18 protein-coding genes are annotated in these 22,169 nt (G+C 63.4%); 9 read left to right on the forward strand and 9 right to left on the reverse strand.

Going from position 1 to position 22,169, the window contains the following annotated elements; translation table 11 throughout:
- Positions 1–97: 97 nt before the first annotated feature.
- Positions 98–1,336 (reverse strand): ABC transporter substrate-binding protein, encoded by a 1,239-nt coding sequence (locus tag AB4048_RS14690; RefSeq protein WP_442202701.1) that lies wholly within the window; start codon positions 1,334–1,336, stop codon positions 98–100.
- A 54-nt stretch (positions 1,337–1,390) separates the two neighbouring features.
- Positions 1,391–2,476 carry a LacI family DNA-binding transcriptional regulator gene (locus AB4048_RS14695; protein ID WP_442202702.1) on the reverse strand — a complete coding sequence of 362 codons (1,086 nt, stop codon included), beginning with the start codon at positions 2,474–2,476 and terminating at the stop codon, positions 1,391–1,393.
- Positions 2,477–2,717: 241 nt separating this feature from the next.
- On the opposite strand from AB4048_RS14695, the gene AB4048_RS14700 reads away from it, so the two are divergent.
- The 9 genes from AB4048_RS14700 to AB4048_RS14740 all read left to right on the forward strand — a co-directional run bounded on the left by AB4048_RS14700 (position 2,718) and on the right by AB4048_RS14740 (position 14,254).
- Positions 2,718–6,206, forward strand: a complete 3,489-nt coding sequence (locus AB4048_RS14700; RefSeq protein ID WP_442202767.1) for an indolepyruvate ferredoxin oxidoreductase family protein — start codon at positions 2,718–2,720, stop codon at positions 6,204–6,206.
- A 13-nt stretch (positions 6,207–6,219) separates the two neighbouring features.
- Complete coding sequence (locus AB4048_RS14705; RefSeq protein WP_442202703.1) at positions 6,220–7,383, forward strand: isovaleryl-CoA dehydrogenase; 1,164 nt, start codon at positions 6,220–6,222, stop codon at positions 7,381–7,383.
- A gap of 41 nt (positions 7,384–7,424) precedes the next feature.
- On the forward strand, positions 7,425–9,032 hold the full coding sequence (locus tag AB4048_RS14710) for a carboxyl transferase domain-containing protein (protein ID WP_442202704.1): 1,608 nt from the start codon (positions 7,425–7,427) through the stop codon (positions 9,030–9,032).
- 7 nt (positions 9,033–9,039) lie between these two features.
- Entirely contained in the window at positions 9,040–11,028 is a 1,989-nt protein-coding gene (locus AB4048_RS14715; protein ID WP_442202705.1) for an acetyl/propionyl/methylcrotonyl-CoA carboxylase subunit alpha, read from the forward strand.
- Between the two features lie 5 nt (positions 11,029–11,033).
- Positions 11,034–11,915, forward strand: coding sequence for a hydroxymethylglutaryl-CoA lyase (locus AB4048_RS14720; RefSeq protein ID WP_442202706.1), 882 nt, complete (start codon positions 11,034–11,036; stop codon positions 11,913–11,915).
- A complete protein-coding gene (locus AB4048_RS14725) occupies positions 11,912–12,703 on the forward strand; it encodes a crotonase/enoyl-CoA hydratase family protein (protein ID WP_442202707.1) in 792 nt (263 codons plus the stop codon). The genes AB4048_RS14720 and AB4048_RS14725 overlap by 4 nt, the downstream gene beginning before the upstream one ends.
- A 78-nt stretch (positions 12,704–12,781) precedes the next feature.
- Positions 12,782–13,153, forward strand: a complete 372-nt coding sequence (locus AB4048_RS14730) for an antitoxin Xre-like helix-turn-helix domain-containing protein (RefSeq protein WP_442202708.1) — start codon at positions 12,782–12,784, stop codon at positions 13,151–13,153.
- Positions 13,146–13,661: an RES family NAD+ phosphorylase gene (locus AB4048_RS14735; RefSeq protein WP_442202709.1), complete on the forward strand. Its 516-nt coding sequence runs from the start codon at positions 13,146–13,148 to the stop codon at positions 13,659–13,661. The genes AB4048_RS14730 and AB4048_RS14735 overlap by 8 nt, the downstream gene beginning before the upstream one ends.
- A 293-nt stretch (positions 13,662–13,954) precedes the next feature.
- Entirely contained in the window at positions 13,955–14,254 is a 300-nt protein-coding gene (locus AB4048_RS14740) for a hypothetical protein (RefSeq protein WP_442202710.1), read from the forward strand.
- Between the two features lie 9 nt (positions 14,255–14,263).
- On the opposite strand, the gene AB4048_RS14745 is transcribed toward AB4048_RS14740, so the two are convergent.
- The 7 genes from AB4048_RS14745 to AB4048_RS14775 all read right to left on the reverse strand — a co-directional run bounded on the left by AB4048_RS14745 (position 14,264) and on the right by AB4048_RS14775 (position 22,129).
- Complete coding sequence (locus tag AB4048_RS14745; RefSeq protein WP_442202711.1) at positions 14,264–15,970, reverse strand: ABC transporter ATP-binding protein; 1,707 nt, start codon at positions 15,968–15,970, stop codon at positions 14,264–14,266.
- Positions 15,967–16,911: an acetamidase/formamidase family protein gene (locus AB4048_RS14750; RefSeq protein WP_442202712.1), complete on the reverse strand. Its 945-nt coding sequence runs from the start codon at positions 16,909–16,911 to the stop codon at positions 15,967–15,969. Before AB4048_RS14750 ends, AB4048_RS14745 begins: the two co-directional genes overlap by 4 nt.
- 71 nt (positions 16,912–16,982) lie before the next feature.
- Positions 16,983–18,614 (reverse strand): ABC transporter substrate-binding protein, encoded by a 1,632-nt coding sequence (locus AB4048_RS14755; RefSeq protein ID WP_442202713.1) that lies wholly within the window; start codon positions 18,612–18,614, stop codon positions 16,983–16,985.
- A 31-nt stretch (positions 18,615–18,645) separates the two neighbouring features.
- A complete protein-coding gene (locus AB4048_RS14760) occupies positions 18,646–19,566 on the reverse strand; it encodes an ABC transporter permease (RefSeq protein ID WP_442202714.1) in 921 nt (306 codons plus the stop codon).
- Positions 19,567–20,415 carry an ABC transporter permease gene (locus AB4048_RS14765; protein ID WP_442202715.1) on the reverse strand — a complete coding sequence of 283 codons (849 nt, stop codon included), beginning with the start codon at positions 20,413–20,415 and terminating at the stop codon, positions 19,567–19,569.
- Positions 20,415–20,996, reverse strand: coding sequence for an ANTAR domain-containing response regulator (locus AB4048_RS14770; RefSeq protein WP_442202716.1), 582 nt, complete (start codon positions 20,994–20,996; stop codon positions 20,415–20,417). The genes AB4048_RS14765 and AB4048_RS14770 overlap by 1 nt, the downstream gene beginning before the upstream one ends.
- A complete protein-coding gene (locus AB4048_RS14775; protein WP_442202717.1) occupies positions 20,993–22,129 on the reverse strand; it encodes a transporter substrate-binding protein in 1,137 nt (378 codons plus the stop codon). The genes AB4048_RS14770 and AB4048_RS14775 overlap by 4 nt, the downstream gene beginning before the upstream one ends.
- Positions 22,130–22,169 lie beyond the last annotated feature (40 nt).

Consider the following 22,169-nt stretch of genomic DNA (forward strand, 5'->3'; position numbering starts at 1 on the left):
CTCCAGTCTTTTTGCCCGAGGCATAGCCTGCGCCCTCAGCCGCACCTGAAGACGGGATGCCAGGATACCCAGGGTTTGCCGACATGCCTTGGCCTCTTTACTGCGCCGCGTCGATGATCGACTGCATTTCGGACTGTGCCTTCGAGAAGGCGCCATCCACGTCGTCACCGAAGATGGCGGCGTTGGTGAAGCCAGCCCAGGGCCCGTTGGCGCTGTTGATCAGGTCGTTGAACTGCAGCGTGTAGGGCGTCTTGGCGACTGCGATCGCCTTCAGGCCCACCTGCATGCGCGGGTCGAGCCCCTCAAGCACCTTGTCCGCGATATCGCCGCGGGTTGGCAGGCTCCCGTATTTCGCCAAGATCTTCTGGCCTTCCAGCGAATAGGTGTACTGGATGAAGTCTTTCACGGCGTCGATGTTTTTCGTTCCCTTGGTGACGACGACATTGTCGCCGCCGGCAAAGGAGGACGGCTGGCCGTTGACGCCAGGGATCATCGTCACGCCGAAATTGATTTCCGGATGCTGCGTGATGAGGGTGCCGACCGAGAAGGCGCCGATGCTCTGCTGGCCGACCTTTCCGTTGGTAAAGGTCAGGAAATTGGCGCCGTTGTCGCTGGCAGCGCCAGCGGGGACGAGATCCTTCTTGACCATGTTTCGGTAGACATCGACGGCCTTGCGCATTTCCGGTGTGTCAAGCGTCGCCTTCTTGCCGTCGGCGGAGAGGATATCGACGCCTGCGCCCCAAACGAGCGGCGTGAAGGTGAAGATCATGCAGCCGCCGCAGCCGCCACCGGAGAAATAGAAGCCGTAGGTGTCGCCGCCAAGGGCGCGGATCTTCTCGGCGTTGGCGGTAATTTCATCCCAGGTCGCCGGCGCCTTCTCCGGGTCGAGGCCGGCCTTTTTGTAAAGGTCCTTGTTCCAGGCGAAGATCGAGGTCTCGACGGAAAGCGGCAGGCCGTAGATATGATCCTGATAGGTGCCGAGCTTCACATGAGAGGGCGACAGCGAGCTGAAATAAGGCAGGCTTTTCGCCCAGTCGGTCAGGTCCTCCAGCTGACCGGCCGCGGCGAAGGCCGGCGTATAGATGAGGTCCATGGAAAGCGCGTCCGGGGCCTGGCCGCCAGCAATCGCGGTCGCATACTTCTGAACGAGTTCGGAGAAGGGCACCTCGGTAAGGGTGACCTTGGTGTCGTGGCTGCCGTTATAGGCCTCGACGACCTTCTTGAAGGAATCGCCGATGCCCGAGCGCACCCACATCGTTACCTCCTCGGCCGCCGAGGCGCCCGAGACCATGCACAGGGTAATAAGGCCGGTCGTGGCCAAAAGCCGTTTCAACATACTACTTCCTCCCATGGGGCGCCTTTGCCCCGTCCTCTTCCGATTTTGCCGGGGTTATCCCCCACATGATTGCCGCACGACCAACTGGCACGGCAAAGTCCTGATCCCGGGTTCGACGGTGCGCCCCTCCGCAAGCGCCAGCACCGTTAGCCCGGCCTCCCGTCCAAGCGTCTTCAAGTTCATGTCCACCGTCGAGAGCGGCGGGCGGGTCTGGGCGGCGACGATCTCCCAATTGTCGAAGCCGACTATCGACACGTCCTCGGGCACGCGAATTGCCCGCTCGCGCAATGCGTCGACGACGGCGCGGGCGATCTGATCGTTGCCGCAGAAGATGGCATCCGGCTTCGCGCCGGCGGCGCTCCACAGCTGCGCGACCGCCTCATGCCCCCAGGTTTCCGACCATTGGCCATAGAGCACCGGAATGTCGCCGGAGGCGACGGAGTGGTAGGCACGGGCGCGATCGCGAACCGACGCGAAGCTTTCCGGCCCGGTGATATGCGCTATCCGTCGGCGGCCAAGTCCGGCCAGCCATTCGACCGCAAGGCGCCCACCCTGAAAGTCGTCGGCGCTGAATGTAACGCTGCCGGGCGTTCCCTCGGTAAAGGCGTAGACGACAGGTACCGGAAGATCCGAAAGATCCACCGGCAGCCTGCGATCGATGCGTTTTCCAGACGCGATGATGCCGTCGACACTCTTGTCGAGCATCGCATCGACATGAACCTTGGCGAGCGCCGGATCGTCCTCGATGGCGCAGAGGAATACCGATACCCCGTGGTCGACCAGCGCTTCGGAAATACCGGCCATCACCGGCAGGGTGAAACGGCCATAGGTATCGTTCGTCAGAAGCCCGATTGTGAAGCTACGCTTGCTGAGAAGGCCACGCGCCAAAGCGTTCGGACGAAAGCCGATTTCGGAGGCTACGCGCTTCACGCGCTCGCGGGTTTCGGGGCTCATGCGGCCATTGTCGTTCAGCGCTTTCGACGCCGTCGAAATGCTGACGCCGGCAGCCGCCGCCACGTCGTGAATGGTCGTACGACCACCGCGATTGCGCGAGTTTTCCAGCGCTGCCTCCTCCCTTGGCTTTTGTGTGAGAAAACCTTTTCTCACGCATTTCGTCAAGCAGAGAAAAGCTTTTCTCATGAATATTCAGGCGTAAGTTTTTGGAGGGTCGAGCGGCTTGGTATCGATGTTCGCCCCGCGGACGCAAAATGTCGATTTTGCACTGATTTCTTTGCGGATCGTGCGTGGTCTTGCATCCCTTCGTTGGGAAATTAGCAAGGGCGCGTGTTACTATCCCTGCACCGCGTGAACGGCTGGCGGAGGCCCTCAGGGCCTCTGCCGGAACCGCTCATAAGGGCTGCGTTCGTAATCGAAGACTGCGATCTCGGGAGGAGAGCGGATGCTTGCGACGAATGTCTCGCTGGACGACAAGTACACAGCCGAGGAAGGCCGCATCTTTCTAACCGGTCTGCAGGCGCTCGTTCGCCTGCCGATGACGCAGATGCGGCGAGATCGGGCGGCAGGCCTCAATACCGCCGCCTTCATATCCGGATATCGCGGCTCGCCGCTCGGCGGTTACGACCAGCAGCTGTTAAAGGCAAAACCCTTCCTCGATCAATGGGATGTGACGTTCCAGCCCGGGATCAACGAGGATCTCGCTGCGACCGCCGTCTGGGGCACGCAGCAGGTTGGCCTCTCGCCGGGCGCGCGCAAGGATGGCGTGCTTGGGATCTGGTATGGCAAGGGCCCGGGCGTCGACCGCTCCGGCGACGTCCTTAAGCATGGCAATGCCGCCGGCACATCGAAACACGGTGGTGTGCTCTGTCTGGCCGGCGATGATCACTCCGCGAAATCCTCCACCATGCCGCATCAGACCGACCACGACTTCATGTCCGCGGTCATCCCGTTACTCTATCCGTCCTCCATCCATGAGTTTCTGGAGTATGGCCTGCTCGGCATCGCGATGTCGCGCTATTCCGGCTGCTGGGTCGGCATGAAGTTCATTGCGGACACGGTGGAAACCACAGCCGCGATCGACCTTGCCGGCGAGAAACGGCAATTCGTGCTGCCGACAGACTTCGAGTTGCCGCCCGGTGGGCTCAACCTGCGCTGGCCCGATCCGCCGCTCGTCCAGGACGACCGGCTGCAAACCTATAAAGCCTATGCGGCAATCGCCTTTGCCCGTGCCAATCGTCTGGACGAGGTGACCCACGACGTTCCCAACGCACGCTTCGGCATTATTTCCTCGGGAAAGGCGTATGAGGACGTCCTTCAGGCGCTACGCGAGCTGGAGATCGGGCCGCGGGAAGTGGCGGCGATCGGCCTTCGCATTCTGAAAGTCAGAATGCCCTGGCCGCTGGAGCCCGAGGCCGTTCGGCATTTCTCCGAGGGTCTGGACGAGGTTCTGGTGGTCGAAGAACGGCGCGAGATCATCGAAAACCAGATCAAGCAGCAGCTGTTCAACTGGCGACCGGACGTGCGTCCTCGGATCGTCGGCAAGTTCGACGAGCACGACAAGCCCTATCTCAGCCTCTCCGCCGCGCTCACGGTCGGCGCGGTGGCGCGTGCCATTGCGGGGCGCGTGCTGAAACTGGATCTGGATCCGGCTCTGCACGAGCGCATCGCGACCAAGCTCGAATACCTGGCCGAGCGCGGGCAGGTCGCGCGAACCCATGTGGCGCCTTTGCTGCGCACGCCGTTCTTCTGTTCTGGCTGTCCGCACAATACGTCGACCCGCGTGCCGGAAGGCAGCCGTGCGACGGCGGGCATCGGCTGCCACTACATGGTCACCTGGATGGATCGCAATACCGAAACCTTCACGCAGATGGGCGGCGAAGGCGTGCCATGGACGGCGATCTCGCGCTACACGGATGAGAAGCATATCTTCGTCAATCTCGGCGACGGCACCTATTTTCATTCGGGCATTTTGGCGATCCGCCAGTCGGTCGCGGCCAAGGTCAACGTAACCTACAAGCTGCTCTACAATGACGCCGTGGCGATGACAGGCGGTCAGCCGGTCGATGGCTACATGACGCCGGAGCTGATGACGCGGCAACTCTTCGGCGAGGGCGTGGCGCCGATCTATCTGCTTTCGGACAATCCGGATGCCTACGGCGCGTCTGATCTGGCGCCGGGCGTGAAGGTGCTCCACCGCGATCACCTCGACCAGGTGATGTTGACGCTTCGCGAGACGGAAGGCTGTTCTGCCATCGTTTACGTCCAGACTTGCGCGGCGGAGAAACGCCGGCGCCGCAGTCGCGGGCTGATCGAGGATCCGGCAAAGCGCGTCTTCATCAACGCGGCGGTCTGCGAAGGCTGCGGCGACTGCTCGGTGCAATCGAACTGCATTTCGGTCGAGCCGCTGGAGACCGAGTTCGGCCGGAAGCGGCAGATTAATCAGTCGAGCTGCAACAAGGACTTTTCCTGCGTCAAGGGTTTCTGCCCGTCCTTCGTGACAGTCCATGGCGGCACCCGCAGGAAGCGCCGAGCGGTCGAACATTCGGATGTCGAAATCCCGCTGCCGCAGATCCCGGTCGTTGGCGACCGTCCTTGGAACGTCGCCATTGCAGGCGTCGGCGGTACAGGCATCCTGACGATCGGCGCCATCCTCGGCATGGCCGCGCATCTCGACGGCAAGGTGCCGATGATCCTCGACATGGCAGGCCTTGCGCAAAAGGGCGGGGCGGTGATGAGCCATCTTCGCATCGGCCTCAATCGGGAGGACGTGACGTCGCCTAAGATCGTCAACGGCGGGGCGGACCTGCTTCTGGCGGCTGACGAGGTGGTCGGAGCCTCCAAGGACGCCATCACGCTCTGCCGCGGTGACCGGACGGCGGCGATCGTCAATACGGGGCTGATGCCGGTCGCCGATTTCGTCCGCAAGCGCGATTTCGATTTCAAGATCGGTACCTTGCAACACACGATCGCAAAAACGGTGAACGACCGCTCCGCCTTCCTCGACTTTAATCATGTCGCGACGTCCGTGACGGGCGACTCTATGTCCACCAATATTCTGCTCACCGGTTTTGCCTGGCAGCGTGGCCTTCTGCCTTTGTCGCTCGAAGCAATGGAAAAGGCGATCGAACTCAACGGCGTTGCGGTCGCCGCGAGCAAGAACGCATTCCGGTGGGGACGGCTGCTTGCCTACGATCCCAAATCGGTGGAGGCGCTTCTGGCGGAACAGCCTGCCGCGCGGACGCTTGTGGACATGGATCTCGAGGCTCTGATCGTGCATCGACGCACGCATCTGACCGCCTATCAGGGCGTCGGGCTGGCAGAGCGCTATCTCGCCTTTGTCGACCGTGCCAAGGCGGCGGCGGCCCGAGCGCAACTGGGAGACAGCGTGCCGTTCGCCGTCGCGGTGACCTATGCTCGCATACTTGCCTATAAAGACGAGTACGAGGTCGCGCGCCTGCTTACCGATCCGGCCTTCGAGGCGAAAATGCGTGAGGAGATGGAAGGCGATTTCAAACTTGCCTTCAATCTCGCGCCGCCTCTTCTTGCCGGTAGGGACCCGAACGGGCGGCCGAAGAAACGCGAGTACGGCGCATGGATCCTGCCGCTTCTGCGCCAACTCGCCCGCCTCAAAGGTCTGCGCGGCACCGTTTTCGACCCGTTCGGCTATATCGCGGAGCGCCGGCTGGAGCGCCGTCTGATCTCGCGTTACGAGGAGATCGCAGGGCGAGTGCTTGCGGGGCTGAACAAGGATAACGAGAAGGACGCCCTTGTGCTTCTGACGCTGTTCGATGAAATTCGTGGGTTTGGGCCGGTCAAGGAAGAGGCCGTTACCACCGTGATGGCGACTGTCGCCGACCGGTTGGAGGCCTATGGGAAGCTTGGGGAGAAGCCGCGCGTTTCCGACGCGGCCTGAGGGAGGTGCCCGCATGTTTACGGGTGGATTGAATTTCGCGCTCGGCGAGGACATTGAGGCGCTGCGGGCGAGTGTCCGGCGTTTCGCCGGCCAGCGCATCGCGCCGCTGGCCAATGAGATCGACCGGGAGAACAGCTTTCCAATGCCGCTCTGGAAGGAGATGGGATCGCTAGGGCTGCTTGGGATAACGGCAGGCGAAGAGCATGGCGGAGCTGGCCTTGGTTACCTTGCCCACTGCGTCGCGATGGAAGAAATCAGCCGCGCTTCGCCGTCCGTGGGCCTGAGTTACGGCGCGCATTCCAACCTCTGCGTCAATCAGATTAACCGCAACGGCACCGACGCCCAGAAGGCACGCTACCTGCCCAAGCTGATCTCGGGCGACCACGTCGGAGCGCTGGCTATGTCCGAGCCGGGCTCCGGCTCGGACGTCGTCTCGATGGCGACGCGGGCCGAGCGGCGGGACGACCGCTATGTGCTCAACGGCCGCAAGATGTGGATCACCAATGGGCCGGACGCCGACGTGCTCGTGGTCTACGCCAAAACCGACCCGACGGCCGGGTCACGCGGCATCACGGCCTTCCTCGTCGAGAAGGGGTTCGACGGGTTTTCGGTCGGCACGAAGCTCGACAAGCTCGGCATGCGCGGCTCCAATACCTGCGAGCTTGTCTTCGAGGACTGTGAGGTCCCTGAGGAGAACGTCCTTGGTGCCCTTGGCGGCGGCGTGCGCGTCTTGATGTCGGGGCTCGATTATGAGCGCGTCGTTCTGTCGGCGGGCCCGCTCGGCATCATGGACGCCTGCATGGACGTGGTCTTGCCGTACCTGCACGAGCGCAAACAATTCGGCCAGCCGATCGGCGAATTCCAGATCATGCAGGCGAAGCTCGCCGACATGTACGTGTCGTTGAATGCGGCGCGCTCCTATGTCTATGCGGTGGCTGCCGCCTGCGACCGGGGCGAGACGACGCGCAAGGATGCGGCCGGCTGCATTCTCTACGCTGCTGAGAAGGCGACAGCGATGGCGCTCGAGACGATCCAGGTCTTGGGCGGCAACGGCTACACCAACGACTACCCCGCCGGGCGGCTTCTGCGCGATGCGAAGCTCTATGAAATCGGCGCGGGAACATCCGAGATCAGGCGCATGCTGATCGGCCGGGAGCTTTTCGCGGAGACGATGTAGTCTTTGGCGGCAGCGGGTTTGGCGTTTCGACTGGGGGATAGATGGCCGTTCTGAAATCGCAAGTGTCCGTCAACTCCGAGACGTTCAACGCCAATCGCTTGGCGATGGCCGAGGCGATCCGGGTTGCCGAGGAAGCAGCGTTGCTGGCGGCCGCCGGCGGCGGCGCGACAGCGCGCGAGCGTCACTTGAGCCGCGGCAAGATGCTGCCGCGTGACCGGGTCGCGGGCCTCGTCGATCCGGGAACGCCCTTTCTCGAAATCGGCATGACGGCCGCGCACGGCATGTATGGCGGTGACGCGCCGGGAGCGGGGCTGATTGCCGGTATCGGACGTGTGGCGGGGCTCGAATGCATGATCGTCTGCAACGACGCCACGGTCAAAGGCGGCACCTATTATCCGATGACGGTAAAGAAGCATTTGCGGGCCCAGGAGATCGCGGCGGAAAACCATCTCCCTTGCATCTATCTCGTCGATTCCGGCGGCGCGAACCTGCCGAACCAGGACGAGGTTTTTCCGGACCGGGAACATTTCGGCCGCATCTTTTACAATCAGGCAAACATGTCGGCGGCTGGCATAGCGCAGATCGCCGTGGTGATGGGCTCCTGCACCGCAGGCGGCGCCTATGTCCCGGCGATGTCGGACGAGACGATCATCGTTGAGGGACAGGGGACGATCTTTCTGGCCGGGCCGCCGCTGGTCAAGGCGGCAACGGGCGAGATGGTCTCGGCGGAGGATCTCGGCGGTGCCGACGTCCATACCCGCCTTTCGGGTGTCGCCGATCATCTGGCGCGCGACGACGCTCACGCGCTCGCCGTGGCGCGGCAAGCGGTTGCCGCTCTTAACCGGACAAAGGCAGCCGTGGCCGAGCGACGAGAGGCCGAACCACCGCTTTATGATCCCGCTGAGATCGCAGGTATCGTGCCTTCCGATCTGCGCATGCCCTATGACATCCGCGAGGTCATCGCGCGTATCGTCGACGGTTCGCGTTTCGATGAGTTCAAGGCCCGCTTCGGGACAACGCTCGTCTGCGGCTTCGCGCATATCCACGGCATGGCTGTCGGCGTCATCGCCAACAACGGCGTCCTGTTTTCGGAGTCTGCGCTCAAGGGCGCGCATTTTATTGAGCTCTGCTCGCAGCGCCGCATTCCGCTGATTTTTTTGCAGAACATCACCGGCTTCATGGTCGGGCGCAAATACGAGACCGAGGGTATCGCCAAGCACGGCGCAAAGCTGGTAACCGCGGTTGCGACGACGAAGGTGCCGAAGATCACCTTGATGGTCGGCGGCTCCTTCGGCGCGGGCAACTACGGCATGTCCGGCCGCGCCTACTCGCCGCGTTTTCTCTGGAGTTGGCCGAACAGCCGCATTTCCGTGATGGGCGGCGAACAGGCGGCGAGTGTTCTGGCAATCGTGCGCGGTGAGGCGCTTGCGCGCGCAGGTACGCCCTGGACCGAGGAGGAAGAAAGCCGCTTCAAGCGGCCCGTTCTCAATCTCTTCGAGACACAGAGCCATCCGCTCTATGCGTCGGCGCGCCTTTGGGACGACGGGATCGTCGATCCGCGCAAGAGCCGCGACGTGCTCGGGCTTTCGCTCTCGGTCGCGCTCAACGCGCCGATCGAAGAGACGCGCTTCGGCGTGTTTAGGATGTGAGGCGGCGATGTTCTCCAAGATACTGATTGCCAATCGCGGCGAAATTGCCTGCCGCATCATTCGAACCGCCAGACGCATGGGCATCCGCACGGCGGCGATCTATTCGGATGCCGATGCCGGCGCACTGCACGTGGAGCTTGCCGACGAGGCTTATCACGTCGGCGGTTCACCGGCGGCGGAAAGCTATCTGGCGATCAGGCGGATCGTCGAGGCCGCGCTCCGCGCCGGCGCCGAAGCGGTGCATCCGGGTTACGGGTTCCTTTCGGAGAACGCCGACTTCGCCGAAGCGGTGGAAGCGGCCGGGCTCGTTTTCATAGGCCCCTCGCCGTCGGCGATCCGCGCCATGGGGTTGAAGGATGCCGCCAAGGCGCTGATGGAGCAATCCGGCGTGCCCGTCGTTCCCGGCTATCACGGCGACGATCAGGATGCGGCGACACTTGCGGCGCGCGCGGCTGACATCGGCTTTCCCGTGTTGATCAAGGCGCGCGCCGGCGGCGGCGGCAAGGGCATGCGGCGCGTTGACCGGGCGGAGGAATTCGGCGAGGCGCTGGAATCCGCGCGGCGTGAGGCCATCGCCGCCTTCGGCGATGGCGCGGTGCTGCTCGAAACCTACCTTCGTCACCCGCGCCATATCGAAGTTCAAGTGTTCGGCGACGAACACGGCAACGTCGTCCATCTGTTCGAGCGGGATTGCTCGCTGCAGCGCCGCCACCAGAAGGTGATCGAGGAAGCGCCGGCGCCCGGCATGAGCGACGAGATGCGCCGCGCGATGGGGGAAGCAGCCGTCCGCGCCGCCCAGGCGATCGGCTATCGGGGCGCGGGCACCGTCGAGTTCATCGCGGACGTTTCCGACGGGCTCAGATCCGACCGCTTCTTTTTCATGGAAATGAATACGCGGCTACAGGTCGAGCATCCGGTTACCGAGGCGATAACCGGCGTCGACCTTGTCGAGTGGCAGCTGCGCGCCGCCGCGGGAGAGCCGCTGCCGAAGACGCAGGAGGAGCTTGCCATCGACGGCTGGGCCTTCGAGGCGCGGATCTATGCCGAGGATCCCGCGCACGCCTTCCTGCCGGCAACAGGCACCCTGTCCGAGCTTCATTTTCCCGAAGGTCGGGTGCGGGTCGATTCCGGGATCAGGGCCGGCGACCGCGTCACGCCGCACTACGATCCGCTGATCGCCAAGCTGATCGTCCACGGGCCGGACCGACAGACGGCGCTCGAGCGGCTGACGGCGGCACTCAAGACAAGTCATATCCGCGGACTGGCGAACAATCTCTCGTTCCTCGCGCGGTTGAGCGAAGATCCGCATTTCGTGTCCGGTGCTCCCGATACGGGGTTGATCGATCGCAACCTCGAGGCGCTGGTTTCCCTCGAAGCGCCTGGTGACACGGTGGTGGCGCTCGCGGCAGCGCTCTTTCTTGGTACCTGGCGAACAGCTGAGCCCGGCGATCTCTGGCAGTCGCTCGGACATTGGCAGGTGTGGGGCGAGGCGAGCCGCGTCGTCGTGCTCGATCATGCCGGGGGGCGAACCACACTTCGCGTCGCCGCCAAGGGGCGCGACATGTTCGCGGTTCAGGCGGGACATCATGCGATGATGCCGCTCCAGATCATCGGCCGTTTCGATGGCGGCTGCCGGGTCGAAATGGAAGGCCGGCAGATGCGGGTGCAGATCTTCGAAGCACCGCGTCGCCTCACCCTGATGATCGACGACGCATCCCATGAATTCCACCTCGCCGATCCCTTCGACGGCGACAGAGAAGACGATGTCGGCGACGATCGTGTCGTTGCGCCCATGCCGGGCTTCGTGAAGCAGGTCCGCGTAACCGCCGGCGCGGCGGTAGTGAAGGGGCAAGCGCTCGTTGTGATGGAAGCGATGAAGATGGAATTGACGCTTGCAGCAGGCAGGGACGGCATCATCGAGAGCGTGGACGTGAGCGAAGGCGATCAGGTGAGCGAAGGCGCCGTTCTTCTGGCGCTGAAGGCCGAAGAGGCGTGATAGCGATGCCGAACCCATCATCCGCGATACCTGGCGAGCGCGTTACCATCGTCGAGATGTCGCCTCGCGACGGGCTGCAGAACGAGACCGCGCCGATCGAGACGCGCGACAAGATCGCATTGATCGACCGGCTGTCGGCTTGCGGTTTTACCCGCATCGAAGTGACGAGCTTCGTCAGTCCGAAATGGGTGCCGCAACTCGCCGACGCCGAGCAGGTCATGGCTGGGATAAGACGCGAAGCTGGCGTCCGCTATGCCGCGCTCACGCCAAACATGAAGGGTTTTGAGACAGCGCTTGCGGCCGGCGCCGATGAGGTGGCTGTCTTTGCCTCGGCCTCGGAAAGCTTTTCTCAGCGGAATATCAACTGCACGATCGAAGAAAGCATCGAGCGGTTCCGCCCGATTGCGGCTGCAAGCCGGGCGCGCGGCATCCTGATGCGCGGCTACGTCAGCTGTGTGGTGCGCTGTCCCTATGAGGGCGCCGTGGCTCCCGAGAAGGCCTCGGATGTCGTCCGCCGTCTCGACGACCTCGGATGCTACGAGATCAGTCTCGGAGACACGATCGGCCGTGGTGAGCCAGAGGAAGTCGCAAGGATGCTGGACGCAGTTCTTGTAAACCTGCCGGCGCAAAGGTTGGCCGGTCATTTCCACGACACCTCGGGCCGGGCGCTCGACAATATAGCGGTCGCTCTCGACCGGGGCCTGCGCGTCTTTGATGCGTCGGTTGCCGGTCTCGGTGGTTGCCCCTATGCGCCCGGTGCCAAGGGCAATGTCGATACGCTGGTGGTCAACCGCTATCTCAAGGACCACGGTTTCGACACCGGCCTGTCGACCGAAAGGCTCGAGGAAGCGGCTGCTTTCGCCCGCAAACTAAGGAGTCCCCCGTGATGCCGGAAACCATCCATATCGCGACCGACGACAGGGGCGTGGCGCGTTTGACGCTCGTCCGCGCCGAGAAGCACAATGCCCTGTCGGCAAAGGCAATCGACGAACTGACGGCTGCTGCCCATCAATTGGGGCGCGACCCGACGGTGCGGGTCGTCGTCCTGGCGGGGAAGGGGCAGAGCTTTTGCGCTGGCGGCGATCTCGGCTGGATGCGCGAACAGGTCGACGCCGATCGCGGCGCGCGGATGGCCGAGGCGAGGCGGCTGGCGATGATGTTCAAAGCGCTGCACGAGCTGCCGAAGCCGCTGATCGGCCGCGTGCATGGCAATGCGTTCGGGGGCGGCGTCGGGCTCGTCAGCGTTTGCGATCTGGCGATTGCCGCTTCGACCGCTCGGTTCGGTCTGACGGAGGTACGGCTCGGCCTCATTCCGGCGACCATCAGCCCCTACGTCGTCGCGCGCATCGGCGAGGGCAAGGCGAGGCCGCTTTTCATGTCCGGCAAGATTTTCGACGCCTGGCAAGCACAGGCCGTCGGGCTGGTGGCGCGCACGGTGCCCGGGACGGAGCTGGACGAGACGATCGAAGGCGAGATCAAGCACTTCCTGACGGCCGCACCCGGGGCAGTCGCACGCGCCAAGACGCTCGCCCAATCGCTTGGAACACCGATCACCGATGCCACCACAGAAAATGTCGTGGCTCAACTGGCTGCCAGCTGGGAGACTGAGGAGGCGCGGGAGGGGTTGGCGGCCTTCTTCGAACGCCGCGAACCTCGTTGGCCGCGAGCGGATTAAGCGCCGATTGCGCTTGTATTGAACGCATATTGATCCTATCTTGATCAGAACGTGATAAAATCATGCCAGGAGGGTGTGATGACAGCTCTCAGCCTCGGCCTCACGGCCACCCGTTTCGGTGACGACAATTCGCCTTTCCTCTCTGCTCGCAGGGTGGCAGAGCAGCTGGGCGTGACGCTGTCGGAGCTCGCCAAGCTGATCGGCGTTGCCCGCAACACGCTGGCCGCAAAATCGAGTGCGCGCAAGGTGGATGGGGCGTTGAGCCCGGTCGTGCGCATCCTTGCCGTGGCGAGCGAGATGGCTGGCGATGAAAGCCGCGCGGTCATATGGTTCAAGCATCAGCCGATCCCTGGCTGGGCCGGCAAGACCGCCTATGACCTCGTCGGCGATGGCAAGGCGGACAAAGTGCTCGCCTACCTGGAGGCGGTCCGCTCCGGCGTCTATGCCTGAATCGAACGGCGGTGAAATCCACCTTTGGCGGGCCTTTGTTCCGCGCTGGGCGCATGCGCCGCTTTCGGGGGAGGGAGCTGCGCGGTTCGGGGGCCGCTGGAACCCGGTCGGTACACCGACCATCTACGCGGCGCGCGAGCTTTCGACCGCGTGGGCTGAATATAATCAGGGCTTCGTCCAGCATCCGGCGTTGATCGTGGGTCTGGTTCTACGGGGTGCCTCGCTTGCGGACACCACCGATCCGGCCGTCCTCGATGAACTCCGCGTCAGCGCGAATATCCACCGCTGCGAATGGCGGCTGGCTCTCGATGAGGGGGAGCTGCCTGAGACCCATCGGCTCCGTGAGACGTTGCTGGCGCAGGGGTTCGACGGCGTCATCTATCCCTCCTTCATGTCGCCGGGCGGCAGCTGTGTCGCCCTCTGGCGGCGGAATGCGCCCGACGCGCCTCATCTTGACGTCATCGACCCGGAGGGACGTCTGCCGAAGACCTCGGCATCCTGGCTGTAGCGGAGCGTTACTTGCCAGGAGCATTGTTTTTGATCCGCGAACAGTGCGTTTGAAGAACCGCCCTTAAAATTCGAGGGGCCCGAACACACATCGGGGTGCGAGGCGTCTTCCAAGGGTGTGATGTCCTCGAAACGAAGGCAACCGCGGGCGAACTGCACTGGAGCGGCTGCTGCATAGTTCTCCACGGAGAGAATTATACAGCAATTCAAAGTGTTATTGACACATTGGCGCGTCGTCGAAGACGCGGCCGCTATCAACTGCGCATATTTGACCGTGGATGAGGAGATAGAGCCATGGGTCATAGCGACTGCTTCGACCAGCAGCATAAACATATTCCGGAATCGCAGCAGACAGCCGGCGAGGGTGAGCGTGACTATTTCGAACACGTCAGCAGCTACAAGGTCTCGTCGGCTGACAACATGCTGGTGATCGCCGCCCTTACCCTGTTGATTTGCCTCGGCGTTGGCGTTCGTTCCAATGCGCCCGTGCCCGCTGGCGAAATGCAAACGGCTTCGGCCGCCCTGTTGAACCACTTGCCGAGCGCTTCGGAGTGGTGCGAGGCGCATCCGGCCTATTCGGCCGACGGCTGCTGACACGTGGGCTCAGGCCGAGAGCGGGCGTCCCTGCCTCGCCATGCGATGGATTTTCGGATCCGGGATCGGTACGGCCGCCATCAGGGCTTGCGTATAGGCGTCTCTCGGCTTTTCGAACACCTCGCGGCGAGTGCCGGATTCGACGATCCGACCGCCGCGCATGACCGCAACATGATGCGACATGCGTTCGATGACCGCCATGTCATGGGAAATGAAAAGGTAGGCAAGACCCATCGTCTCCTGCAGCTCAAGGAGGAGGTCGAGCACGCGTGCTCGCACGGACACGTCGAGTGCCGCAACGCTCTCGTCGGCGACGATCAGCTTGGGTTCCAGCGCCAGCGCACGGGCGATGCAGATGCGCTGGCGCTGGCCGCCTGAGAATTCATGCGGATAGCGGGTGGCCGCGTCCGGCGTCAGTCCGACGCGGCGCAGGAGTTCCGCGACACGGTCCTGCCGTTCGGAACGGGTGCCGATCCCGTGGATGACCATGGGTTCGGCGATGGCGCTACCCACAACCATGCGCGGATCAAGCGACGCATAGGGATCTTGGAAGATCATTTGTGCCGAACGCCGCACCGGCTGCATGGCCCGGTGGCCGAGGCCCACGATATCACGCCCGTCGATCTCCACCTTGCCGGCGGAGGGAATAAGCCCGAGCACGGCCTTGCCTGTGGTCGATTTGCCGGAACCGCTTTCGCCGACGAGGCCGAGTGTCTGGCCTGGCAGGATGTCGAAGGAAACGCCGGCCACAGTCGCTGCCGGGTGCTTGCGTTTCCAGAACAATCCGCTGGCGCTGCCATAGGTGACGTGAAGATCGCGGACCTTGAGGACCGGCGCCGGATTCTCCGGCCGAGCCTCGGGCCCGGCGGCAGTCACCCGCGGCGGCCCATCCGTGCCTACGTGCGCGCCGAGCCGGGGGACGGCTGCAAGAAGCTGGCGCGTATAGGCTTCTTTCGGTTGCCCGAACACTTGCAGCGAGTCGCCCGCCTCAACGATCCTGCCATTCTGCATGATGACGACACGGTCCGCCATTTCGGCGACCACGCCCATGTCGTGAGTAATGAGGATGATCGATGCGCCGAATTCGCTCTTAAGCTCGCGCATCAGCTTCAGGATTTGCGCCTGGACGGTGACGTCGAGCGCTGTCGTCGGCTCGTCGGCGATCAGCACTTTCGGCCGGCAGGAGAGCGCCATGGCGATCATCACGCGTTGGCGCATGCCGCCCGACAGTTCGTGCGGATATTGGGTGAGACGCCGGCCGGGGTCGGTGATGTGGACGGCCTCCAACATCTGGCGCGCAACCGTCTCCGCTGAGTTGCCTTCACTGCCTTGATGCTCGCGGATCGCTTCCATGAGCTGGTCGCCCACCGAAATTACCGGATTAAGCGACGTCATCGGCTCCTGGAAGACCATCGCGACATCGCCACCGCGAACCCGCCGCATTGCCCGGTCGGAGAGCTTGGTGAGATCCCGATCGTCGAGAAGGATGCTGCCCGACGCCACCCGAAGCGATGCCTTCGGCAGAAGCCCCATGATCGACAGCGAGGATACGGATTTACCCGAGCCGGATTCCCCCGCGATGCAGAGCGTCTCTCCGAGGGCAAGATCGAAGCCGATGTCATCGAGCACACGCCGAGGGCCTTCCGGCGTTCGGGCATCAACGCAAAGGTTTCGCACCGAAAGTACCGGCGCGGCAGCATTTGAGGCCTGCGTCACGCGAACACGATCCTCGGGAAATAGAAGGAGACAACCCAGTTTGGCATGTCGACGATTTCGCTCACTTTCAGATCGCCGCAAACCGAGCAGAGCATATAGGCGTCAACCGGATTGAGGCCGTGCTCGGCGACAAGCAGGTCGACCATGCGCATCACGGCCTCGCGTGCGCCGGTCATCAGATCCGGGCCGATTCCGGTCGTGACTTCGTAGCCGGCGCCATCGAGGTGACGGGTGATCGGTTCGGTGGTCGTAAAGCGCGGGCTCTTAAGGCGTGCGTCCTTGACAAGCTCGAGCGTCGCCTCGACCTCCATCTGGCTTTCGATCGCCGTGCCGCAGACTTCGCCGTCGCCCTGAGCCGCATGGGTATCGCCGATCGAAAACAATGCGCCCTCGACTTCCACCGGCAGGTAGAGCGTCACCCCGGCGCTGAGGTCGCGGATATCCATGTTGCCGCCCACCTGGCGCGGCGGCACGACGGAGTGCAGTCCGGGCTCGGCGGGCGCGTTGCCGATGGTGCCGGCAAAGGGCTTCAGCGGCACCCGGCCGCCGGGACCGTAGAGCGCGGGCGTCATGCTGTTGGCGTCGTATGACCAGACGTGCAGGGCCGGGTCCTGGAATTGATCGGCGAGCAGGCCGAAGCCCGGAATGTTGGCGGTCCAGCCGTGGCCCGAGGGGATGAAGCGGCGCAGTGTCACTTTGAGCGCATCGCCCGGCTCAGCGCCCTCGACATAGACCGGACCCGAGACCGGATTGATCTTCCCGAAATCGAGACTGGCAAGCGTTTGCAGCGTCGCATCCCTACCGAGCTGGCCGCCGGAGGAGTCGAGGCATTCGAAATGAATGGTCTCACCCGGCTTGGCGATCACCGCCGGCTCGAAGTCGCGGTTCCAGCCGAAATTATGCTGGGCGCGGTGGATAGTGTGGGCGCAAACGATGCACATTGACTGTCTCCGAAGTCTTTGAAAACTGGACCTCCCCGGCATCTCACCGGGGAGGGGTGGCCAATGGCCGCTTACGGCTTTACGGAGATCGCTTCGTAGTCGATGACGCGGGTCGGATCGATGTAGATCTCGTCCGGACCGCCCATGCGCTTCGACTTGGCGACGACGCGGCGCTCATTGAAGACCGGGATCCACGGCGCATCCTTTTCCTGGATTTCAGTGAAGATCTTGCTCCACGTCTCAAGGCGCTCCTTCTCCTTGGCCGGCAACGGCATGGCGTCGGCGGCCTGAGCGCGCTTTTCCATGTCCGGATTGCAGTACCACGACCAGTTCCAGCCGCCGGGCACGGCGCTGCCGCAGGCAAGGATCGGTCCGTAGAAGTCGGAAGGATCCGGGAAGTCGGCGATCCAGCCCATGCCGCCCGACCAGATCATAGCTGCCTCGCCCTTGGTGCCGCCGGCGGCGATCACGTTCGGGTTGGCGAGAGCCTTGATCTCCGCCTTCACGCCGATGGCGGCCAGATCCTGCTGGATAGCCTGGGCTATGCGCGGCTGCGGATCGGTATTGGAGGTGTAAAGCGTCGTCGTAAAGCCGTCCTTGAGACCGGCCTCGGCGAGCAGCTTCTTGGCCTTCGCCGGATCGAAAGCGTAGCCCTTGTAGTCCTTGTCATAACCCGGCATCAACGGCGGCAGGACCTGGTTCGCGGGTTCGGCACGGCCATTGATGATGCGGACGACGCGATCCTTGTTGATCGCCATATTGACGGCCTGACGGACGCGCGCGTCGTCGAATGGCTTGATCTGCGTATTGAGCGTCACATAACCCGTCTGCATCTGCTGACGATCGACGATCATGCCGGCAAAGTCAGGCGACTTCTTCATCTCCAGGAATTTCGCGGGCGGAATGCCGTCGCCGGCGATGTCGACTTCGCCCTTCTGCAGGCGCAGCAATGCCACCAGCGGCTCCTGGCCGATTTCGACCTTGTAGCCGTCGATCAACGGACGCTCCTTGATGAAGTGGTCCGGGTTGCGTTCGAAGGTCAGGCTCTGGCCAACCGTCCAGTCCTTCAAGATGAAGGCGCCCGAACCGACAGGATGCTTGCCGAAATCCCCGCCCACGGCTTCCACTGCTTCCTTCGGCACGACGGAGGAGAAGTTGAGCGCCAGCACGTTGAGGAAGGTCGCGTCGGGCTGGACGAGATTGAACTGGACCGTGTGATCGTCCACGACGACGATGCCTTCCATGGTCTCGGCCTTGCCGGCCGTCATGGCGTCAGCGCCGACGATCGAATGGAAGAAGCCGGCGCCGGGCCCCTGGGTCTTCGGATTTACGGCGCGCTCGATCGAATACTTGACATCGGCGGCGGTGACTTCGCGGCCGTTGGTGAACTTGACGCCCTTGTGGAGCTTGAACGTGTAGGTCTTGCCGTCCGAAGTGACTTCGAAGCTTTCGGCGAGCGAAGGCTTCAGTTCCGTGGTGCCGGGCGTGTAGTCGACCAGGCGGGAAAACATCGCATTGATCATCGACCAGTTCTGCCAGTCGTAGCCGATGGCTGGGTCGAGGGTCGCGATGTCGTCCTTGAAGGTGACGATGATGTTGCCGCCCTTGGCGGCGGCTTCGGCATGGGCCGAGACGGCCGGCGCCAGCGCGGTGGTGGCGAGCATTGCGGCCAATGCCGCCTGCCGCAGGAAAGTCTTTTTCATCAACGAACTCCTCTGTTGGTTTTTTGCTCGGTTATTGCGCGCGGATGCGCGGATCGATGAAGGGAGCGACGACGTCGGCAAGCAGGTTGCCAAGCACGATCGCCAGAGCCGAAACCAGCGTCACGCCCATGATGATCGGTACGTCGACCTGCTGGATCGCCTGCCAGGCGAGCTGGCCGATGCCCGGCCAACCGTAAACCGCCTCGACCACGACCACGCCGCTCATGAACTGGCCGATATCGATGCCGATCATTGCGATGATCGGCAAAATGGCGTTGGGCAACGCGTGCCGGAAAAGAATGCGCATCGACGACAGGCCCTTGGCACGCGCGGTACGGACATAATCCTGGTTTAGAACGTCGATCATCGCGGAGCGAACCATTCGCGCGTACCAGCCGGCCCCGAGAATGCCGAGGGTCAGCGCCGGAAGCACGACATGGTTGACCGTGCCGAAGCCCGACATCGGGAACCAGCCAAGCGTGGCGGCGAAGACATAGAGCAGAAGCAGCGCGACGACGAACTGCGGCGACGACACGCCGACGAAAGACAGCATCATCACCGCGCGATCGACGAAGCCGCCGCGCTTGACGGCGGCGATGACGCCGAAGGTTAGGCCGAGTGTCACTTCGACGACGATGCCGGCCGCCATCAGGATCAGCGTGGCTGGTAGGCGCGCGAGGATCAGCGGCAGCACCGCGGTCTTCTGTGTGTAGGAACGGCCAAGGTCGCCGTTGATGAGGCCGCCGAGATAATGGACGAACTGGACGAGGAGCGGCTGGTCGAGACCGAGTTCATGGCGGATGGCGGCCACCGTCTGCGGCGTCGCGCTGCGCCCGGCGATGAGAACGGCCGGGTCGGCGGGCAGCGCATAGAGCAGCAGGAAGGTGATGGCGGCGACACCAAGGAGAATAAGAACGGCTTGCACCAGCCGGCGGAGCATCAGGAACGCCATTCAACCTCTCCCGCGTTGCGTAGGATCGAGGATGTCGCGCAACGCATCGCCGACGAGATTGAAGGACAGCGCGGTCACCAGAATGATCGCGCCCGGGATGAACACCAGCCAGGGGGCGTTCTGGAAGTAGCTCTGGCTCTCGAAAATGATGTTGCCCCAGGACGGTTGCGGCGGCTGAACGCCGATGCCGAGGAAGGAGAGCGTCGCTTCGAGCAGCACAGTCGTTGCGATCCCCAGCGTCCCCCAGACGATCGCCGTCGGCATGAGGTGTGGCAGAATGTGGAGGAAGAGAATGCGCGCGTGCCCGGCCCCGAGTGAGCGCTCGGCGACGATGAAGTCGCGTTCGGCAAGGCCGCGCGTCTCGGTATAGACGATGCGGGCGACCTGTACCCAGTTCACCAGGGCGATGACCAGCGCGACGATCCAGAGGCTGGGCTTCAGGAGGGCGGCGAGCACGATTGCCAAAAGCAGGGCAGGGAAGGCCATCATCAGGTCGGTGAAGCGCATCAGCACGCTGCTGACAAAACCGCGCACATAGCCGGCGACAATCCCGACGAGGAGACCGATGCCGACCGCCACGCCGTTGGCGACAAGGCCGATGACGAGCGAGGTGCGAGCGCCGAACAGGAGCCGCGAGAAGAGGTCGCGCCCAAGCGTATCCGTGCCCAGCAGAAATGCCCCGCCGGGCGGCAGCGGCGCGCCTTCCAGCGACAGGCCGTCGAACATCTGCTCTTCCGGGCTAAAGGGTGCGATCAGCGGTGCCGCAATTGCCATCGTCACGACGAGAATGACGATCACCAGGCCGATCAGCGCCGCGGGCTGGCGCAGCATGGCTTTGAGTACGCGCATCAGCCGGCCTCCGGCAAGGGTTCGGCACCGCCTATGATGAAGGCGGAAAGCTGTTCCATGGACAGGCGGCGGCGCATGGCCGAGGCGCGCAGGATCGTATAGGCCTCGCTCTCGCCGACGCGCCGCTCCGCCATGATCTTCTGGACGGCGGCATGAACCAGCGGCCTCAGGCGCACCCGCTCCTCCAGATGCTCCATCCGTTCGCGCACGGCCTTGCGCTCCTCGTGGATCGACACCGCCATTACCAGCGCCGGATAGACGGCAGAAGCTGTGATCGGCTTGGCAATCATTGCGCCTGCGCCACGTTCCAACGCCCAGGCGACGCGGCCCGGCGCTTCGGAACTCAACAGCGCCACTACCGGAAGCGGCGGGCTGGCGCTTGTCCACGGCAATAGGCCATCCCAGCCCTGGTCGGCGTCGACGATGACGATGTCCGGCAGCTGGTGCGCGCCCATCGGCTCCCAGCGCTGCGACGGCTGCATTCCGAGGAGCTTCAGCTGCCTCACGAGACGTTCTGTGTTGCCGTCCTCGCGATGGAGGATCGTCGCGCGCCAGCCGGTGAAATTCGGTGTCTCTCTCATGACACCACCCTGAATTTTGGAACCGACCGGACCGAGCGTCCGGTCAGATAGGGATCGGCCGGTATCGCCGGTCGCGACGCGATGACGTCGAACCCGTTGTCGCCATTGATTCTGCCGAGATGAAACGGCAGCGCCGCGTGATTTGTTTCCGGGTCGACCGTGAGCGGCCCCAGCGGCGTCTGCCAGGCGGTGGAGTACAGCTTCCGTCGGACGGTCTGCGGTTCGTCGCTGCCGGCTGAAAGTATGGCCTCGACGCAAAGACGGACCGCGCTGTAGGCGCTCGCAAAGACGCTCGATATGCGCCGGTTCGACCCGTAGACCGCTGCGACCCTTTCCTTGAAGGCAAGATTGTCGGCGGTGTCGAGGCTGTCGAAATAGGAAGCTGCGCAGAGCTGGCCGGCGCCCGCACCTTCGGCGATGTCGCCGAGTTCGCATTCCATCAGGTCGCAGCTGACGACCGGGCAGTTACCCGGCCGGAAAGCCGGGTCGCGATCGCCGAGCGCCTTGATGGCGGCAAGGAAGGCGTAGCTCGACGGTCCGATGAGATTGTTGAGAATGAAGCTCGGCCGGCGCTGCGCGATATCTGCGACGATGCGTTCGACGGCGGTTTCCTCCAGCGGCAGATAGCGCTCGCCGAGAACCTCGCCACCGGCGTTGGCGATGAGTTCGCGCGCCAAGCGGTTCATCTCCCAACCCCAGACGTAGTTCGCTCCGACCAGATAGGGGCGTGCGCCGTGGCGAGGGATCAGGTGCTCGAAGAGCGGCAGCAGATGCTGGCTTGGGCAGCCGCCGACATAGATAACGTTCTCGTTGGCCTCGAACCCTTCATAGGGACACATGTACCATAGGAGGCCGTCATGCTTTTCGACGAGCGGAATGACCTCCTTGCGCGCCGCGGAGGTGATCGTGCCGACGATATGGCGGCAGCCATGGTCTCGCAGCAACTGACGGGCACCTTCGAGATAGGCCCCGAGATCTGCGTGCGGATCGAAGAAAAAAGGCTCGATGATTTCGTCATGCAAGTCGGAAAATTCGCGAATGGCGAATTCGGCGCCGGCGCGGGCATCTCTGCCCATGGACCCGTAAGGTCCCGTGGTCGAATAAAGGATGCCGATCTTCAGCGCGTTTTTCATGACCCAGCCAAATAAAAACCCCACGACGCGGGACCCATCG

Source organism: Rhizobium sp. RAF56 (assembly GCF_052113965.1).
Taxonomy (GTDB): Bacteria; Pseudomonadota; Alphaproteobacteria; order Rhizobiales; family Rhizobiaceae; genus Rhizobium.

Coding starts and splice junctions, on each gene's coding strand:
- AB4048_RS14720 (WP_442202706.1), top strand. CDS start 11,034: ATGCCGAACCCATCATCCGCGATACCTGGCGAGCGCGTTACCATCGTC.
- AB4048_RS14765 (WP_442202715.1), bottom strand. CDS start 20,415: ATGCGCGTACTCAAAGCCATGCTGCGCCAGCCCGCGGCGCTGATCGGC.
- AB4048_RS14730 (WP_442202708.1), top strand. CDS start 12,782: ATGACAGCTCTCAGCCTCGGCCTCACGGCCACCCGTTTCGGTGACGAC.
- AB4048_RS14715 (WP_442202705.1), top strand. CDS start 9,040: ATGTTCTCCAAGATACTGATTGCCAATCGCGGCGAAATTGCCTGCCGC.
- AB4048_RS14690 (WP_442202701.1), bottom strand. CDS start 1,336: ATGTTGAAACGGCTTTTGGCCACGACCGGCCTTATTACCCTGTGCATG.
- AB4048_RS14775 (WP_442202717.1), bottom strand. CDS start 22,129: ATGAAAAACGCGCTGAAGATCGGCATCCTTTATTCGACCACGGGACCT.
- AB4048_RS14710 (WP_442202704.1), top strand. CDS start 7,425: ATGGCCGTTCTGAAATCGCAAGTGTCCGTCAACTCCGAGACGTTCAAC.
- AB4048_RS14750 (WP_442202712.1), bottom strand. CDS start 16,911: ATGTGCATCGTTTGCGCCCACACTATCCACCGCGCCCAGCATAATTTC.
- AB4048_RS14740 (WP_442202710.1), top strand. CDS start 13,955: ATGGGTCATAGCGACTGCTTCGACCAGCAGCATAAACATATTCCGGAA.
- AB4048_RS14705 (WP_442202703.1), top strand. CDS start 6,220: ATGTTTACGGGTGGATTGAATTTCGCGCTCGGCGAGGACATTGAGGCG.
- AB4048_RS14755 (WP_442202713.1), bottom strand. CDS start 18,614: ATGAAAAAGACTTTCCTGCGGCAGGCGGCATTGGCCGCAATGCTCGCC.
- AB4048_RS14760 (WP_442202714.1), bottom strand. CDS start 19,566: ATGGCGTTCCTGATGCTCCGCCGGCTGGTGCAAGCCGTTCTTATTCTC.
- AB4048_RS14770 (WP_442202716.1), bottom strand. CDS start 20,996: ATGAGAGAGACACCGAATTTCACCGGCTGGCGCGCGACGATCCTCCAT.
- AB4048_RS14695 (WP_442202702.1), bottom strand. CDS start 2,476: ATGAGAAAAGCTTTTCTCTGCTTGACGAAATGCGTGAGAAAAGGTTTT.
- AB4048_RS14735 (WP_442202709.1), top strand. CDS start 13,146: ATGCCTGAATCGAACGGCGGTGAAATCCACCTTTGGCGGGCCTTTGTT.